Source organism: Phaeobacter sp. 11ANDIMAR09, from assembly GCF_001294455.1.
In the GTDB taxonomy this organism is placed as follows: domain Bacteria; phylum Pseudomonadota; class Alphaproteobacteria; order Rhodobacterales; family Rhodobacteraceae; genus Pseudophaeobacter.
The window spans coordinates 129414-147081 of the sequence record NZ_LIKT01000007.1 but is presented as its reverse complement, the minus strand read 5'-3'; the positions used below and the strand labels follow the sequence as shown (position 1 = coordinate 147081).

Sequence of the window (17668 nt, the reverse complement as noted above, 5' to 3'; positions counted from 1 at the left end):
GTGTCGCCCGTTTGGGCAACTGTATTGGTCGCAGCCTGCGCCGACAGCAGGGCCTGTCGCAATGGCCGAGCAGGTCCGCTTTCTGCTCAAAGCAAAGAAAATCGCGGCTTCCGTTACAACTTGTTACCTAGCTGTACCTTCTGCCGGGAAAATAGGGCAGTCTTGCTGACAGGGGCCAAGTTTAGGTCAGCAGGCAACAGGAAGGCAAAAGAGAGAGGCAATGACGATACCCCGTCTATTGGTTGTGGATGATGACGCGGAAACCCGCGCCATGCTGACGCAGTTTTTGCAGCAGAATGGGTTTATCGCCCATGCCGCCGAGAATGAAACGGAGATCCGGGCCAGCATGCAGGCGGGTCGGGTGGATCTGATCTTGCTGGATGTCATGCTGGGCGATGAAAACGGCGTTGAGATCTGTGCCCGGCTCCGGGCCGAGCAGGATGTGCCGATCATTCTGGTCTCGGCGTTGTCGCAGGATCACCAGCGCATGGCGGGCTATGAGGTCGGCGCCGATGACTACGTGGCCAAACCCTTTAACCCTGATCTGTTGCTGGCGCGGGTGCGGGCGGTTTTGTTGCGGGCCAGCCGCAGCGCTTCGCTGGTCTATCGACGTCGCCTAGCGCTGTTTCGCTTTGGTGGTTGGAGCTATGATGCCAAACGCGACGAGGTGCTGTCACCCGAAGGGTATCAGGTGGCGCTGTCACAGCGCGAAAGCAGCCTGCTCAAGGTGTTTCTGGCCAATCCCCATATCCCGCTGCGGCGTGAAGAGATTCAGGCGGCGCTGCCGGACAACCAGACCGGCGGCAGTACTGGCGAAGGAGAGGGCAGCGGCCGTGCCATCGACATGTTGGTAGGGCGGTTGCGCTCAAAAATCGAAAGCGATCCCAAGGATCCCAGAATGCTGCGCACTGCACGGGGCGTCGGCTATGTCCTGGCGGTGGATGTCGCAGAGGAGAGCCCCGCGTGAGTGCGGGCTGGGATCTGAAAACACAGGCGCGCCTGTGGATCCTGGCAGGTTTTGCCCTGGGACTGGCAGCCGCGCTGCTCTGGCTGCAGTCCGCCCGTGCGTGGGAGCAACATCTGGCGCGCAGCGAAATGGCCGGGGTGCTGCTGTACCAGAGCCTGCAAGCAAAGGCGCCGCCGCCCGCCGGCTTGGATCTTGTGGCCGATGCGCCGTCTTCGGGCCAGGAGGGGCAAGCCGTGCAGCCGCGCCGCCCGGAGGTTCAAGGCGGCATCGTAACGGAAATGTCAATCCAGACGGGATCCGAGCGGGGGCCGGGGCTTGGCGCGGGACTGCGTTTGATGATTGTCTCTAGCCGGATGCGCTATGCGGTGGCCGATCTTGAGCCCGCCTCCACTGCGACGGCCGCGCAGCAGCTGGGGGCGGTGACCCGTCTTTTGGCGCGCCATTGCAGTGACCCTAAGGTCTTTGCGCAGTTTGGCGACAGCGGCTGGCTGGAGGTGGACGGGGCAGACTATTGGGGCTGTCAGGCCGCGCCAAAAGATCTGCGCTTACCCGCCGTGGTGCTGGCGGTGGTGGGGCTGGCGATCCTGCTCGGCCAGAGTGGTGAGACCATGTCAAGCTTTGGCGGTTTTGCCAGGATGCTGCGCCAGCCCCGGGCGCGCGGGGCGGCTGAGCGCTATTCCGCCCCGGGTCCGGCTGAGCTGCAAGAGATTGTTTCGGCCGTGAATGACAATCTGGCTGGCGAGCGCGCCCAGATTGAAAAACGGGCCACGGTTCTGTCCGGGGTCAGCCACGACCTGGGCACGCCTGCTACCCGCTTGCGACTGCGCGCGGCGCTGATCCAGGATCAGAGCCTGCGCCACAGGCTGGAGGCAGATATCGACAGCATGACTGGCATGATCGAAAGCGTGCTGACCTATACGCGCTCGGAACTCAGCCTTGAGGTGCCGCGCCAGATCTCAATGACAGCTCTGATCGAGGCTCTGGTGGCGGATTATCAGGATCTGGACAAACCGGTGAGCTACCAGCGCCTGGAGCCTGAGGTGGTGCAGGGGGCGCAATCGCTGTTTTCGGCACGTGCCGGGCAGGGAGGCTTGCCGGATGCGCGCCGGGTTTTGGTCATGGCACGACCAATCCTATTGCAACGTGCCCTGACCAATCTGGTGGACAATGCGCTGAAATATGGTCGCCGCGCCCTGGTGCAGCTGGAGGCCAGCTCGGAGCGGGTGGTGATCACGGTGGAAGATGAAGGATCGGAGCTGACCGTGGCCGAGATCGAAGAGGTGCTGGCCCCGTTCCAGCGCGGTGCCAATAGCAGCGCCATTGATGGCTTTGGCCTGGGGCTGACAATTGTGGCCACAGTGGCGGAGCAACACGGCGGTGCGCTGCGCTTTGAGCAGGGCAGGCAGGGGCTGCGGGCCCTGCTGGACATTCCGCGCCAATAGTTGGGGCAATAGGTGAGAGGCTTTTAGACAGCAACCGCGCCGCCGCAGGCGGGGCGGGCAGAGACCGACAGAGACCGGCGGTTAGCGCTCGTCGATCAGCGGGTGGGGCTTGGCAAAGCCTTCAAGATCCGCCTGGTTGGTGATGGTGATCTGCTTGCCAGTCACCGTCACCCCATAGGGGCGCAGACCTTTGAAGGCCCGGCTGAGATTTTCCGAGGTCATGCCCAGAAACGAGGCCAGACGGCGTTTCTCGGCCTCCAGCCGAAAACTCGCGCCGCCGCCGCTGCGTAGCTGTTCACGCAACAGGTAGTTGGCCAGCCGTTCGAGTGAGGTGCGCAGTTTCAGATCCTTGGTGTTCTTGATGACACCGCGGTAGCATTGGGCCAGCTCATCGACGATGGCCCGGGCAAATTGCCCGTCCTGAGCAAAGACCTCGCGCACGTTCTGGCTGGGGATCAGCATGATGCGGCTTTTCTCCATGGTGCGGGCTGACATCAGATAGGGAGCCTCCCGTACCGAGGCAGCCAGAATGAAGGTCGAGACCGGCCGCACCGTGGCCATGCTGGTTTCGCGCTCGTTCCAGCTGGAAAACAGATCGACAGAGCCGGTGAGCAGAATATGCAGGAAATCACTGGGGTCGCCCTCTGAAATCAATTCGATCTGAGGCGGAAAGTTCTGCACATAGGCCGCGCGAATAAGGCTTTGAAAATGCTGGTCTTCCATGTCGGAAAACAGGTGCAGATCCCGTACTTCTTTTGTGTATGAATCGGGCATGCCTAGCGTCACCAGCTGAGTATTTTCATCTCTGTTGATCGCGCATTCACTTGATAAATGTCAACTGCCCGCTTGCAGCATCGCCCAATCTGCCTTGATCTCTGGCTGGTTTTGACCTGACAAATTTCGTTAAGTCATTTATTTTGCTACATTTATTTGGATTTCATGATCTGGATCAAACTCCCTTGGTCATTAAGGGCGCAGGTCTGCCTCCAAACTCGCCTGAGCGGGTCTTTCGTAAAATTCGGAGGGACACCGATGGAAATTCAAAACAAGGCAACCAGTCTCTGGGGAAACTTCTTCAACGTGAAGATGGTGCAAATCCGCACCTTCCACATGACATGGTTTGCCTTCTTCTCCTGCTTCTTCGCCTGGTTCGGAATCGCGCCGCTGATGATCATCGTGCGCGACGAACTGCAACTGACCAAATCCCAGGTGGGCTGGTCGATCATTGCTTCGGTGGCGGTGACGGTCTTTGCCCGCTTCTTCATCGGCTGGCTCTGTGACCGGATTGGCCCCAGGCTGTCCTATACCTATCTGTTGATCTTTGGGGCCTTTCCGGTGGCCGGCATCGGTCTGGCGGACAGCTTTGAGACCTTCCTGTTCTTTCGCCTGCTGATCGGCATCATCGGCGCGGCCTTTGTGATCACCCAGTACCATACCACCGTCATGTTCGCCCCAAATGTGGTGGGCACCGCCAATGCGACCTCCGCCGGTTGGGGCAACCTAGGTGGCGGTGTAACCCAGTTTGCCATGCCCATGGTGTTTTCGGTCTTTGTGGTTGGCTTTGGGTTTTCTGAGGCCGTTGGCTGGCGCCTGTCCATGATGGTTGTAGGTGCTGTGATCTTTGTGGTCGGCATCGCCTATTACTTCCTGACCCAGGATGCGCCCGAAGGAAACTACAAGGAGTTGCGCGAGCAGGGCAAACTGCCACCGAAAAAATCGGTCACCGCGGATTACTTTCGGGCGATGGCAGACTACCGGGTCTGGATCCTGTTCCTGATCTATGGTGCCTGCTTTGGCATCGAGCTCACCGTCAACAATGTCGCGGCGCTCTATTTCTATGACTACTTCGACCTGAGCCTGGTGGCTGCGGGTGGTGTTGCAGCCTCCTTTGGGCTGATGAACATCTTTGCCCGCACCCTGGGCGGTATCTTTGGCGACAACTTTGGCGCGCTTTGGGGTCTCAAGGGGCGCAGCTTCTGGCTCTTCATCGTGTTGCTGGGTGAAGGCTGTGCCTTGATGGTGTTCAGCCAGATGCAGGTGCTGTTTCTGGCGCTGCCGATGCTGATCATCTTCTCGCTCTTCACTCAGATGGCCGAAGGCGCGACCTATTCGGTGGTTCCCTTCATCAACAAAAAGGCACTTGGTGCGGTTGCCGGTGTGGTGGGTGCGGGCGGTAACGCCGGTGCAGTGGCCGCGGGCTTCTTGTTCAAGGGCGCGATGGACTGGCCCGATGTCTTCTTTGTCATTGGTGTCACTGTCGCCTGCGCCTCGGTTCTTGCCTTCTTTGTCCGTTTCTCTGAGGCGCAGGAAGAAGAGGAGAAAGCCAACTTCGAGGCGGCCTCTCTGGACGCACTGCGGGTCCGTGCGGAGCGCGCCAACGCGGCCCTAGCGCAGTCGGTTGCTGTGGTGGAGCAATGGAACGCCCAGCACCCCGAAGCCCCTAAATCCTGAATTCTAATAAGGACGGGCCACCCTCGGCCTGTCGCAACCTCATGACGAGGAGGAAATAACGTGGGACAAGACCTAAGAAATTACACCCCAGAGGACGAGAGCTATTGGGCCTCTACAGGGAAAGCTATCGCCACTCGTAACCTGTGGATTTCGATCCCCTCGCTGCTGTGTGGTTTTGCGGTGTGGCTCTACTGGGGCATCATCACCGTTCAGATGATCAACCTCGGCTTTGCCTTTGAAAAGTCAGAGCTGTTTACCCTGGCGGCGATTGCCGGTCTGACCGGCGCGACCCTGCGGATCCCGTCGACCTTTTTCATCCGTATCGCTGGAGGACGAAACACCATCTTTTTTACGACTGCCCTGCTGATGATCCCCGCTGTGGGCGCCGGTATTGCGCTGCAAAACCCTGACACGCCGCTCTGGCAGTTCCAGGTGCTGGCCTTCCTGTCGGGGATTGGGGGCGGTAACTTCTCCTCCTCGATGTCCAACATCTCGTTTTTCTACCCCAAAAAGGTGCAGGGCTATGCGCTGGGCATGAACGCGGGTCTGGGCAACTTTGGTGTGACCACCATGCAGATCGTTATTCCGCTGGTGATGACATTTGGTCTGTTTGGCGGCGAGCCAATGATCCTTGAAAACACCTCCGGCACGCTGATCGGTAAGATCCCCGCAGGGACCGAGACCTATATCCATAACGCTGGCTACGTCTGGTTGTTGGCCCTGATCCCGCTTGCCTTTGCCGGTTGGTTCGGCATGAACAACATCCGCGACGCGCACGTCAGCCCGGATATTCCCAGCCCTGTTGGTGCCTTTTCGACCATCACTTTCATGCTGCTTATTGGGTTTGTGACAGCGGCCTTTGGTCTGTGGCTGATGCTGCCCGCCAAGGTGGGCGGGTCCGGCTTCATGATCTCGAAGTGGATCGTGCTGCCCATCGTCATCGCGCTGACCGTGTTTTTGCTAAAGCTGATCCCCGGTCAGATCGGTCAGAACCTCAGCCGTCAGTACAAGATCTTTGGCAACAAGCACACCTGGGCAATGACCGTCATCTACACCATGACCTTTGGCTCCTTCATCGGTTATGCGGCGACCTTTGCCCTGGCGATCAAAGTGGTCTTTGGCTTTAGCCACGTCGAAGTCGATGGCGTCATGACCCATGACCTTGCCAACCCCAATGGCCCATCTGCCTTGATGTATGCCTGGATGGGCCCCTTCATCGGCGCCTTGATCCGTCCCATTGGCGGCATGATGGCTGACAAACTGGGCGGTGCCCGGGTCACGCAGTGGATCTCAATTGTCATGGTGGCTTCGGCCCTGGGTGTGGCCTACTTCCTCAAGCAGGCCTATGTCTCGGCAACTCCTGAGCAGTATTTCTTCCCCTTCATGGTGCTGTTCCTGATCCTGTTTGCCGCCACAGGTATCGGCAATGGTTCGACCTTCCGCACCATCGCTGTGGCTTTCAACAAAGAACAGGCTGGCCCGGTTCTGGGGTGGACCGCCGCTGTGGCCGCCTACGGCGCCTTCATCATCCCCAAAGTGTTTGGGGAACAGATCAAAGCCGCAACCCCAGAGTATGCGCTCTACGGTTTTGCCATCTTCTACGGCGTCTGCATCGCGATCAACTGGTGGTTCTACCTGCGCCCGGGCGCCTACATCAAGAACCCCTGATGAGCCAAAAGCCCGCCCGCCCTGGCCACAGGCTGGCCGGGGCAAGCCCGCCAATCCATCCGCTATCCCAAGGAGAGACCCCATGAGCCATCTGCTCGACAGGCTAAACTTCCTTCAGTCCAAAGAACTTGAGACGTTCTCCAACGGTCACGGTCAGGTCACCCGTGAAAGCCGCGACTGGGAAGACACATATCGCAACCGCTGGCGCCACGATAAGGTCGTGCGTTCCACCCATGGAGTGAACTGCACGGGGTCTTGTTCTTGGAAGATCTATGTGAAATCCGGGATCGTCACCTGGGAGACCCAGCAGACCGACTATCCCCGGACCCGCCCGGACCTGCCCAACCATGAGCCACGCGGCTGTGCCCGTGGCGCCAGCTACAGCTGGTATCTCTATTCCGCCAACCGGGTGAAAAACCCACTGGTGCGTGGCGCTCTGATGAAGATCTGGCGCAAGATGCGCGCCAGTATGAGCCCGATTGAGGCCTGGACCAAGCTGCAGAACGACCCGATCCTGCGCGCCTCTTATGTTGAGACCCGCGGCAGGGGTGGTTTTGTGCGCGCCACCTGGGATGAAGCGACCGAGATCACCGCGGCGGCGAACTCCTACACCACCAAGACCTATGGCCCCGACCGGATCTTTGGCTTCTCGCCGATCCCCGCGATGTCGATGATCTCTTACGCGGCCGGTTCGCGCTATCTGTCGCTGATGGGCGGCGTCTGCATGTCCTTCTACGACTGGTACTGCGATCTGCCGCCAGCCTCGCCAATGATCTGGGGCGAGCAGACCGATGTGCCTGAATCGGCTGATTGGTACAATTCTGGCTATCTGCTGCTCTGGGGCTCCAACGTGCCACAGACCCGGACACCGGATGCGCATTTCTACACCGAAGCCCGCTATCGCGGCACAAAGTCCGCCGTCATCTGCCCAGACTATTCCGAGGCTGCCAAATTTGGCGATGTCTGGCTGAACGTCAAACAGGGCACCGATGCGGCGCTGGGCATGGCCTTTGGCCATGTGATCCTGCGCGAATTCCACCTCGACCGTCAGGCCGAGTATTTTGAAAACTACTGCCGCAAGTATTCCGACTTCCCCATGCTAGTGAAGCTGGAAGAAAAAGATGGCCGTCTCATTCCGGGCCGTTTCCTGCGCGCCGATGATCTGGATGGCAAGCTGGGGGAAGAGGATAACCCGGAATGGAAAACCATCGCCTGGGACGAGGCGACAGGTGGTCTGGTCGCGCCTAATGGGTCGATCGGCTATCGCTGGGGCGAAGACGGCGAATGGAACCTGCAGGAAAAAGCCAAGGATGCCGACACCACCCTGAAAATGTCGCTGGTTCTCGAAGAAGATCATGATGATGTGCTGGGTGTGGACTTCCCCTACTTTGGTGGCGAGGCAACCGAGGCCTTTGCAACAGACGCGGATCACCCCGATGTTCTGACCCGCAATATCCCGGTCAAAACCATCAAAACCGCTGAGGGCGAAATCCAGGTCGCCACGGTCTTTGATCTTTACTGCGCCAACTACGGTCTCGACCGGAACCTGGGCGGTGACTGGGTTGCCAAAGACTACGACGACGAGATGCCCGGCACCCCTGCCTGGGCTGAAAAGATCACCGGCGTCAGCCGGGATAAGATCATCCACGTTGCCCGCGAGTTTGCGCAGAACGCTGAAAAGACCGAAGGCAAGTCCATGGTCATCATTGGCGCTGCGATGAACCACTGGTACCACATGGACATGAACTACCGTGGTGTCATCAACATGCTGGTCATGTGTGGCTGTGTGGGTCAATCCGGCGGTGGCTGGGCGCACTACGTGGGCCAGGAAAAACTGCGACCACAAACCGGCTGGCAGCCGCTGGCCTTTGCCCTTGATTGGGGTCGTCCACCGCGTCACATGAACTCCACCTCGGCCTGGTATGCCCACTCGGATCAGTGGCGCTATGAGACCTTGGAGGCCGATGAGATCCTGTCGCCAACCGCCCCTGCGGGCGATTGGGACATCAACCTCATCGACTATAACGTCCGCGCCGAGCGTATGGGCTGGTTGCCCTCTGCACCACAGCTGAAAACCAACCCGCTGGAAGTGGCCAAACAGGCCAAAGAGGCAGGCAAGGATATCCCGACCTATGTGGCGGAGCAGTTGAAGTCTGGCGAATTGGAAATGTCCTGCGAAGACCCGGATGCACCAGAAAACTGGCCGCGCAACCTCTTTGTCTGGCGTTCCAACCTGTTGGGGTCCTCCGGTAAGGGCCATGAATACTTCCTCAAGCACCTCTTGGGGACTGATCATGGCGTCATGGGGAAGGATCTTGGCGAAGAAGGGCGGCAACTGCCGAAAGAGGCCAAATGGCACGAGGAAGGCCCGCGCGGCAAACTCGACCTGCTGGTCACTATCGACTTCCGGATGAGCACCACTGCGGTTTATTCCGATATCGTGCTGCCCACCGCCTCGTGGTATGAGAAGAACGATCTCAATACCTCGGATATGCACCCGTTTATCCACCCGCTGCAGGCCGCAGTGGATCCGGCCTACGAGAGCAAATCCGACTGGGAGATCTTCAAATCCATCGCCAAAAAGGTGCAGGAGGTTGCGCCTGAGATCCTGGGGCAGGAAACCGATATTGTTGCGCTGCCTCTGCTGCACGACACCCCGGCGGAACTGGCGCAGGATCAGGTCAAAGACTGGAAAAAGGGCGAATGCGACCTGATCCCAGGCAAGACCGCGCCAAACTACATCCCCGTCGAGCGCGACTACACAGCGATCTACGACCGCTTTGTGGCGCTGGGTCCGCTCATGGATAAGCTGGGCAATGGCGGCAAGGGCATCACCTGGAACACCGAACACGAAGTGCAGCACCTGCGCGAGTTGAACGGCGAATGGGCCGAAGGACCGGCCAAGGGCTGTGCCAAGATCGTCAGTGACATTGACGCCACCGAGGTGGTTCTGATGCTAGCGCCAGAAACCAATGGTGAGGTCGCCGTCAAGGCCTGGGATGCGCTGTCGCAGAACACCGGGATGGACCACACCCATCTGGCGCTGCCCAAGGAAGACGAAAAGATCCGCTTCCGCGATATTGCGGCGCAACCGCGCAAGATCATCTCCTCCCCGACCTGGTCCGGTCTGGAAAGCGAGAAGGTCTGCTACAACGCCGGCTACACCAACGTGCATGAGCTGATCCCATGGCGGACCCTCACCGGTCGTCAGCAGCTGTATCAGGATCACCTCTGGATGCGCGCCTTTGGCGAAGGCTTCATGTCCTACCGGCCTCCGGTGGATTTGAAAACCATCACGAGGGACGTGCAGGACGATGGCGATAACCTGGTGTTGAACTTCATCACACCCCACCAGAAATGGGGCATCCACTCGACCTATTCCGACAACTTGCTGATGCTGACGCTGAACCGCGGCGGCCCGGTGGTCTGGCTGTCTGAAACCGACGCAAAAAAAGCCGACATCAAGGATAACGACTGGATCGAGCTCTACAACACCAATGGTGCCCTGACGGCGCGGGCGGTGGTGTCGCAGCGGATGAAGGATGGCACCACCTTCATGTACCACGCCCAGGAGAAAATCGTGAACACGCCCGGCTCTGAAAAGACCGGCCATCGTGGCGGGATCCACAACTCTGTGACCCGGACCGTTCTGAAACCCACCCATATGATCGGTGGCTACGCGCAGCAGTCTTACGGCTTTAACTACTACGGCACCGTGGGGGCCAACCGCGATGAGTTTGTTGTCGTGCGCAAGATGAAAAAGGTCGACTGGCTCGACCGGGAAGCGACCCAGAAGGAGGCAGCAGAATGAGAGTACGCGCTCAAATCGGTATGGTGCTGAACCTCGATAAATGCATCGGGTGCCACACATGCTCTGTCACTTGTAAGAACGTCTGGACCAGCCGCGACGGTGTCGAATACGCCTGGTTCAACAATGTCGAAACCAAGCCAGGCACGGGTTATCCCACTGATTGGGAAAACCAGGACCGCTGGAACGGCGGTTGGGAGCGGACCCGAGCGGGCAAGCTCCAGCCCAAGCAGGGGTCGAAATGGCGGATCCTGTCGAATATCTTTGGCAACCCGGATCTGCCTGAGATCGACGACTATTATGAGCCGTTTGACTTTGACTATGACCACCTGAAGTCGGCGCCTGAACTGGAGGCCTTCCCCACCGCACGCCCCCGGTCCAAGATCACCGGCGAGCGCATGGAGAAGATCAACAAGGGGCCAAACTGGGAAGAAATCCTGGGTGGTGAATTCGCAAAGCGGTCGGAAGACTACAACTTTGAGGGAATCCAAAAGGAGATCTACGGGGAATATGAGAATACATTCATGATGTATCTCCCCCGTCTGTGTGAGCACTGTCTGAACCCGGCCTGCGCGGCATCCTGCCCGTCGGCTGCGATCTACAAACGCGAAGAAGACGGCATCGTCCTGATCGACCAGGAAAAATGCCGTGGCTGGCGGATGTGTGTCTCGGGCTGTCCCTACAAGAAGATCTACTACAACTGGCAGAGCGGCAAATCCGAGAAATGCACCCTGTGCTATCCCCGGATCGAGAGCGGCAACCCAACTGTCTGTTCCGAGACCTGCGTGGGCAGGATCCGGTATCTGGGCGTGATGCTCTATGATGCGGATAAGATCGACGCGGCGGCAAATGCGCCCGCCACAACCGATCTTTATGACGCCCAGCTGGATGTCTTTCTGGATCCCAACGATCCGCAGGTGATTGCAACCGCCCGCGCCGATGGCATCCCCGAAGACTGGATCAAATCGGCACAGGAAAGCCCGATCTGGAAAATGGCGATGGAGTGGAAAGTGGCCTTCCCGCTGCACCCCGAATATCGCACTCTGCCGATGGTCTGGTACATCCCGCCACTGTCGCCGATCCAGAACGCGGCCGAAGCTGGCGCGATCGGCATGGATGGCGCCATGCCCGATGTGCGTAACCTGCGGATCCCGCTGCGCTACCTCGCAAATATGTTGACCGCAGGTGACGAGGAACCCGTTGCCCTGGCGCTGGAACGGATGCTGGCGATGCGGTCCTACATGCGGGCCAAAACCATCGACGGTGTGCGCGATGAGGCCGTGGCCAAAAAGGTCGGTCTCGATTCCGCCATGATCGAGGACATGTATAAAATCATGGCTCTGGCGGATTATGAGGATCGCTTTGTGATCCCAACCACCCACCGGGAACAGGTCGAAGAGGCCTATGACCTGCGCGGCGGTTGCGGCTTTACCGATACCAATGGCTGCTCGCCCGGTATCAGCAAAGGCTCGATGTTTGGCGGCTCCAAGAAACCCCTGAAAATGCCCGAGGAGCTGCGCTAATGGACCGCACACTAAAAGCGATCTCATTGCTCTTGAGCTACCCCACCCGGGAGCTTCAGGGCGCCATGTCGGAAGTCGGAGGCGTGCTCGCCTCCGACACCCGGCTGACAGCTGCGGCACGACGCGAGCTGCGCCCTCTGGTGGATGCGCTGCGCGACGACGACATCTACGATCTCGAAGAGACATACGTCATGCTCTTTGATCGCTCGCGCACCCTCAGCCTCAACCTGTTTGAGCATGTGCACGGTGAAAGCCGGGATCGGGGTGGCGCTATGGTCTCGCTTATTGAGACCTATCGCGATGGTGGGTTTGAGCCTAACACCACCGAGCTGCCGGATCATTTGCCGGTTCTGTTGGAATTCCTGTCGACGCGTCCCTTTGCCGAAGTACAGGACACTCTGGCGGACGCAGCCCATATCTTTAGTGCTTTGAGCGAACGGCTTGCCCGTCGTGAAAGCCAATATGGTGCTGTGTTCGCCGCTCTTTTACAGCTGGCAGGCGTCGAGGCCGACAAAGCCGCCGTGGCCGAGCTGCTGGAGCAGCCGGAAGTGGACCCCAATGATCTGGAAGCCCTGGATGAGGTCTGGGAGGAGAGCGAAGTGCTCTTTGGTCCCGATCCCAATGCGGGCTGTCCGCAAGTGCGCGATATGCTGTCGCGCATGGATGAACCCCAAAATCCTGCACCCGGTTCCACCGGTGTGGCGGCTGAATAACGGAGGCTCTCATGCATAATTTCCTATTTGGTATCTATCCTTACATCGCTCTTACTGTGGCGATTGTCGGGTCGATCGCGCGCTATGAGCGGGATCCTTTCACCTGGAAAACCTCCTCGAGCCAGATGCTGCGCCGCAAGCAGCTGATCATGGGCTCGGTCTTGTTCCACATCGGCGTGCTGGTGATCTTTGTGGGTCACCTGGTGGGGCTGTTGACACCTATCGCCGTCTTTGACGCCTTCGGCATCAGCCACGGCTTCAAACAGGTTGGCGCGGTTGTCGTTGGCGGCATCGCTGGCGTGATGGCGCTGGTGGGCGGCGGTATGCTGTTCCACCGTCGCTGGACCGATCCGCGCATCCGCAAGACCTCCAGCACAGCGGACATCGTTATCCTGGCGATGCTTCTGGCGCAGCTGGTTCTCGGATTGCTGACCGTCTTTGCCTCGCTGGGGCATCTGGACGGCCATGAAATGGTCAAGTTCATGTCCTGGGCGCAGGGGATCATCGTCTTTGATGGTGCAGCGGCCTCCTACATCGCGGATGTGGCCCTTGTCTTTAAGCTGCACCTGTTCCTGGGTCTGACCATTTTCCTGGTCTTCCCCTTTACCCGGTTGGTGCACATGCTCTCGGTGCCGCTGCGCTACGTCTTCCGCCCCGGCTATCAGGTGGTGCGTTCGCGACGCTCTGTGCCTCTGCCAACCCGTGCTGGTCCGGTTGCCCCCGGCCGGTCCGCCAACAAGTAAGCTGGAGTAGATAGGATGAAAGCAGGCCTTTTCCCCGACCTCATCGTCAATGGTGAATGTGTGCCCCATGCCGTGGTTGCGGCGGAGGCGCAGAATCATGAAGCCCCAACCGGCAAACCCGGTATCGCCTGGCGCAAAGCCGCCAATGCGGTTGCCGTGCGCACCCTGCTGTTGCAGGAGGCGCGCCGCCAGGGGTTGATCCCGGAGCCCGCCGAGGTCGAGCCGGGCCGCTTTGAAACAGATGAGGAGGCCCTGATCCGGGGCCTTCTTGAAACCTGCGTCGAGGTCGAGGCCCCGACGGAAGAAGAGGTAAAGGCAGAATGGGCGCGGGATCCTTCGCGCTTCCGCGCGCCACCTCTGTGGGAGGTCTCGCATATCCTTTGTGCCTGTGATCCCCGCGACAAGGCGGCAAAGGAAAAGGCGCTGAAGAAAGCCAATGTGCTGAATGATCGCCTCAAGACCAACCCCAAGGATTTTGTGGCGCTGGCCAAGACTGACAGCGATTGCGGTTCCAAATCTGCGGGCGGTGCCCTGGGCCAATTGGGGCCAGGTGACACTGTGCCGGAGTTTGAAAAATTCCTGCATGATTTGGGGGAGGGGGAGATCACCCCAGTGCCGATACTGTCCCGCCATGGCTATCATCTTGTGCGGATGGATGCAGTGGCAAAGGGGCAGGAACTGCCCTTTGAGGCCGCCAAACGCGCCATCACCATCGCCATGGAAAAGGCCGCCTGGGCGCGCTCGGCGCAGGCCTTTGTGCAGGATCTCGCCGCCACAGCCGAAATCACCGGGGCAGATTTACAGCCGGTGGTCTGAGGAACGCGCCCCAAGCGGGGCATTGTAAAACCGGGGCGGGCTGTGGGTTTGCCTCGTTAACTTAGGTCAAGGATGAAGACAATGCAGATTGCCTATACGCTGGCGCAGGGTCGCGGGGACACCGATCAAATTCTCCACCAGTTAAGCCAGCACTTGTTGGCCGCAGGTTACGCCCCCTGCGGAGTGGTGCAGGTCAATTCGGAACGCACCGACAGCTGCCGCTGCGATATGGATGTGCAGGTGCTGCCAGCCGGACCAGTGATCCGAATTTCGCAAACCCTGGGCGAAGAGGCCCGTGGGTGCCGTCTTGATCCGGCGGCTCTGGAGGAGGCTGTCGCCCTGACCGAGCGCGCTCTGCAGCAGGGGGCTGAGATGCTGATCATCAACAAATTTGGCAAACACGAAGCCGAAGGGCGCGGATTTCGCGCCGCAATTGGCGAGGCACTGGGGCTGGGCCTTCCGGTTCTTGTTGGCTTGAACCACCTGAACCAAGAGGCCTTTTTTGAGTTCATCGGGGATCTGGGCGTCGCACTCCCTCCCGACGTCGCGGCGCTGGAGGTCTGGGCCAAAGCGCAGCTCGCAACTCAGCCTGGTGCAGAGCCTTTTGCTGCGGAGAATGGGATTGCTGAAGCCTCGTCCGGCCCCAGCATGGCTCTGTCTTCGACGGCTGCCTGACCCCCGGCCGACCTGGGCAAAGGACGCGGTAGGCGGATTTGTTCTGATTTTCGTCGGCCTCCTGGTTAACAGAGAGGGATCGATGTGCCTACCAAGCGCCATGAGCGACCCAAGGTCGCCATGGTTTTTTGCGTTTATTTAGTGGTAAATTCCCCGGAGTAGCCGCCGGGCACCCATGATATAAGGGAGCCACAGCAGAATTCTGCAAAGACTTTCACGGCATTGGGGCTTTGTTAATTAGATATGAACCCCTCTGCGGCAGATGTCATGGGGAATGATTGGTGTCGGTTAATTGGTTTGGCTGTCTGTTCTGAGGGCTGAACGGGTGAGAGTGCGTGGTGTTTCTTTGGTGAAGGGTCCTTCTGTAAAACCTATTGGCGGGCTGTTAAAACGTGCCTATATTCCAGTGTTGGTTGCACTGGTTATGGTTCTGGCTGCCGGGTTCTATCTAGAGCGTCAGAACCTCACAATCCACAATCAGGCCTTGCGCGCCGATGTCCGCCGCGAAGCCAGCCAACTGCAAGCCAGCCTTGAAGGGGCGTTGCATGCCGATATCCAGCTGGTGCGTGGGCTGGTTGCCGTGCTCTCCACCGAACCGGATATGACTCAGGAACGGTTTTCCGAACTGGGCGAGATGGTGATGGGAACGCAATCCGGCATCAGCCATGTCGCTGCGGCACCGGATTTGGTGATTTCGATGATCTATCCGTTGGATGGGAACGAGGCGGCCCTAGGTCTGGACTACAGCAAAAACGAAGCTCAGCGTGAAGCGGCCTATAAGGTACGCGACAGTGGTGAAATGGTTCTGGCCGGGCCGGTTCAACTTGTACAGGGGGGCGAGGCCTTTATAGGCCGGTTCCCGGTTTTTACCGGCTCTGGGGAAAACCGCCGTTTTTGGGGGATCTTGTCTTCGGTTATGAAGGCAGACCGGTTGTATGAGACACATGGTTTCAATTCGCCTGACCTGGGCATCGAGGTTGGGCTGATCGGGCAGGATGGCATGGGTGTTCAGGGGGGGCAGTTCTTTGGGGACCCCACCATCATGGGTGATAACCCCGTCAGGCTGGATATTCCCCTTCCAGTTGGATCCTGGCAGATGCTGGCGCGGCCAAAGGGCGGCTGGTCGGCCCGCAATCTCAATCCCTGGCCCTGGCGGTTGCTGGTCTTTGTAGCAGGTTCATTGATTATTGTTCCCATCTATACCGCAGGCCGCCTGTCGGCGGCTCGGCGCGAAGTTATTTGGACGCTGAAACGGCGCGAACGCCAGTTGGAAACCCTGTCACGCCGGCTTGAGATTGCGGTGGATATCTCAAAGATTGGCATCTGGGAGATGAACACCAAATCCAATGAGACCATTTGGGACCCGAATCTGCGCGAAATCTACGGCTACAAGCTGAATGATCCGGTTCAGCCTGGAACTTGGGAAAGCCGTTTACATCCCGATGATCGCCAAAAGGCGCTGGACGAACACCGCAAGGCCTCGCATGCCGGGGGCAGCTACACGTCTGAGTTTCGTATCATCTTACCCAATGGTGAGGTGCGTCATATCCGCAGCATGGGAACCGCCTATGCAGATAGTGATGGCTGGTTGCGGATGATTGGCGTCAATCTTGATGTCACCCGCGATGTGCATCTGCGGCAAAAGCTCATCGACGCAAATGCAACCCTCTTGCAGCGCAACAATGATCTCAATGATGCCAAGATTGCAGCCGAAAGCGCCGACCGCGCAAAATCGGAGTTTCTGGCCAATATGTCCCACGAAATCAGAACCCCGATGAATGGCATTTTGGGCATGGCCGAGCTGATGTCGGAATCCGATCTGGGACCGGACGAGAAAGAATATCTGAACACCATTCGGGATTCCTCTTATGCCCTGCTGAAGATCATCAACGACATTCTGGACTTGTCCCGCCTCGAAGCCGGTCGTCTGGCGATCAGCCCGGTGGATTTCGACCTGCGCAACTGTGTTGGCGGCGCCGTCAATCTGCTGCGGCCCAAGGCGCGGGAAAAGGGGCTTTGGATCTCCGTCAGATTTGCTGATGAACTGCCGGAACGGGTGCATGGTGATGATGGTCGTTTGCGGCAAATTCTGGTGAATCTCATTGGCAATGCCGTGAAATTCACCTCCGAGGGCGGCGTGGATATTACCGTCAACTGTGATGAGGCTGATCCCTACCGTTTGACGATTGCGGTGGATGATACCGGGATCGGCATTTCTGACGGTCAGGCTGAGTATATTTTTGATCGCTTCAAACAGGCGGATGCTGCCACAACCCGCGCCTTTGGCGGAACCGGCTTGGGATTGACGATTTCCAGCATCCTCGCCAAACGCATGGGGGGCGGCATCGAGCTCTGCCGCCAAAAGAAAAACGGTTCCTGTTTCTTGTTGAATATTCAGCTGGACAAGGCAGAGGGCCCGGTAGGCATTTCCCCGGTTGAAACCATGCTGGATACCGCCGCCTTGGCTGGGTGCCGGGTCTTGCTGGCAGAAGACAACAAGACCAACCGTTTTCTGGTTAGAAAATACCTGGCGGATCTGGGGATTGTTCTGAGCGAGGCGCACAATGGCCGCGAGGCGGTCACGATGTGTCAGAGCGCGCGGCCTGACATTATTCTGATGGATATGGCAATGCCCGAACTGGACGGCCTGGCGGCGACGCGGGAAATTCGGGCTATGGATATCGAGCAACCGGTGATCGTTGCGCTGACCGCCAATGCCTTTGATTCAGATCGCGAGGCCTGCCTGGCTGCGGGGATGGACTATTTCTTGCAGAAACCGATTAGCAAATCCATCTTGCTGCAAACATTGACCATGCTGCGGATTGGGAAGGGCGAATCCCAGGGCCTGTCCGGTTAAGGCCG

Annotated in this window: 12 protein-coding genes; 11 read left to right on the top strand and 1 reads right to left on the bottom strand. The window is 58.8% G+C overall.

Annotated elements, in window-relative coordinates; all coding sequences use genetic code 11:
- The first annotated feature begins 220 nt into the window (after positions 1 to 220).
- A complete protein-coding gene (locus AN476_RS08295; RefSeq protein WP_054460633.1) occupies positions 221 to 967 on the top strand; it encodes a response regulator transcription factor in 747 nt (248 codons plus the stop codon).
- Positions 964 to 2409: a HAMP domain-containing sensor histidine kinase gene (locus tag AN476_RS08290; protein WP_083464274.1), complete on the top strand. Its 1446-nt coding sequence runs from the start codon at positions 964 to 966 to the stop codon at positions 2407 to 2409. Before AN476_RS08295 ends, AN476_RS08290 begins: the two co-directional genes overlap by 4 nt.
- Positions 2410 to 2490: 81 nt before the next feature.
- Here AN476_RS08290 and AN476_RS08285 read toward each other — a convergent pair whose 3' ends face one another.
- Positions 2491 to 3183, bottom strand: a complete 693-nt coding sequence (locus AN476_RS08285) for a helix-turn-helix domain-containing protein (protein ID WP_054460631.1) — start codon at positions 3181 to 3183, stop codon at positions 2491 to 2493.
- A 258-nt stretch (positions 3184 to 3441) separates the two neighbouring features.
- Between AN476_RS08285 and AN476_RS08280 the strand changes: the two genes are divergently transcribed.
- From AN476_RS08280 to AN476_RS08240, 9 genes are all read left to right on the top strand, one after another.
- Positions 3442 to 4860, top strand: a complete 1419-nt coding sequence (locus AN476_RS08280; RefSeq protein WP_054460628.1) for an MFS transporter — start codon at positions 3442 to 3444, stop codon at positions 4858 to 4860.
- 60 nt (positions 4861 to 4920) lie between these two features.
- Entirely contained in the window at positions 4921 to 6528 is a 1608-nt protein-coding gene (locus tag AN476_RS08275; RefSeq protein WP_054460626.1) for an MFS transporter, read from the top strand.
- Between the two features lie 82 nt (positions 6529 to 6610).
- On the top strand, positions 6611 to 10339 hold the full coding sequence (locus AN476_RS08270) for a nitrate reductase subunit alpha (protein ID WP_054460624.1): 3729 nt from the start codon (positions 6611 to 6613) through the stop codon (positions 10337 to 10339).
- Entirely contained in the window at positions 10336 to 11859 is a 1524-nt protein-coding gene (gene narH / locus AN476_RS08265; protein WP_054460621.1) for a nitrate reductase subunit beta, read from the top strand. The genes AN476_RS08270 and narH overlap by 4 nt, the downstream gene beginning before the upstream one ends.
- Positions 11859 to 12572 carry a nitrate reductase molybdenum cofactor assembly chaperone gene (gene narJ, locus AN476_RS08260; protein WP_054460619.1) on the top strand — a complete coding sequence of 238 codons (714 nt, stop codon included), beginning with the start codon at positions 11859 to 11861 and terminating at the stop codon, positions 12570 to 12572. The genes narH and narJ overlap by 1 nt, the downstream gene beginning before the upstream one ends.
- Positions 12573 to 12583: 11 nt before the next feature.
- Positions 12584 to 13315: a respiratory nitrate reductase subunit gamma gene (narI, locus tag AN476_RS08255; RefSeq protein ID WP_054460617.1), complete on the top strand. Its 732-nt coding sequence runs from the start codon at positions 12584 to 12586 to the stop codon at positions 13313 to 13315.
- 15 nt (positions 13316 to 13330) lie between these two features.
- Positions 13331 to 14131 (top strand): peptidylprolyl isomerase, encoded by an 801-nt coding sequence (locus AN476_RS08250; RefSeq protein ID WP_054460614.1) that lies wholly within the window; start codon positions 13331 to 13333, stop codon positions 14129 to 14131.
- A gap of 81 nt (positions 14132 to 14212) precedes the next feature.
- Positions 14213 to 14806, top strand: a complete 594-nt coding sequence (locus tag AN476_RS08245) for a DUF2478 domain-containing protein (protein ID WP_054460612.1) — start codon at positions 14213 to 14215, stop codon at positions 14804 to 14806.
- Between the two features lie 349 nt (positions 14807 to 15155).
- On the top strand, positions 15156 to 17663 hold the full coding sequence (locus tag AN476_RS08240; RefSeq protein ID WP_054460774.1) for a response regulator: 2508 nt from the start codon (positions 15156 to 15158) through the stop codon (positions 17661 to 17663).
- Positions 17664 to 17668 lie beyond the last annotated feature (5 nt).

Coding starts and splice junctions, on each gene's coding strand:
- AN476_RS08295 (WP_054460633.1), top strand. CDS start 221: ATGACGATACCCCGTCTATTGGTTGTGGATGATGACGCGGAAACCCGC.
- AN476_RS08285 (WP_054460631.1), bottom strand. CDS start 3,183: ATGCCCGATTCATACACAAAAGAAGTACGGGATCTGCACCTGTTTTCC.
- AN476_RS08280 (WP_054460628.1), top strand. CDS start 3,442: ATGGAAATTCAAAACAAGGCAACCAGTCTCTGGGGAAACTTCTTCAAC.
- AN476_RS08270 (WP_054460624.1), top strand. CDS start 6,611: ATGAGCCATCTGCTCGACAGGCTAAACTTCCTTCAGTCCAAAGAACTT.
- narH (WP_054460621.1), top strand. CDS start 10,336: ATGAGAGTACGCGCTCAAATCGGTATGGTGCTGAACCTCGATAAATGC.
- narJ (WP_054460619.1), top strand. CDS start 11,859: ATGGACCGCACACTAAAAGCGATCTCATTGCTCTTGAGCTACCCCACC.
- narI (WP_054460617.1), top strand. CDS start 12,584: ATGCATAATTTCCTATTTGGTATCTATCCTTACATCGCTCTTACTGTG.
- AN476_RS08250 (WP_054460614.1), top strand. CDS start 13,331: ATGAAAGCAGGCCTTTTCCCCGACCTCATCGTCAATGGTGAATGTGTG.
- AN476_RS08245 (WP_054460612.1), top strand. CDS start 14,213: ATGCAGATTGCCTATACGCTGGCGCAGGGTCGCGGGGACACCGATCAA.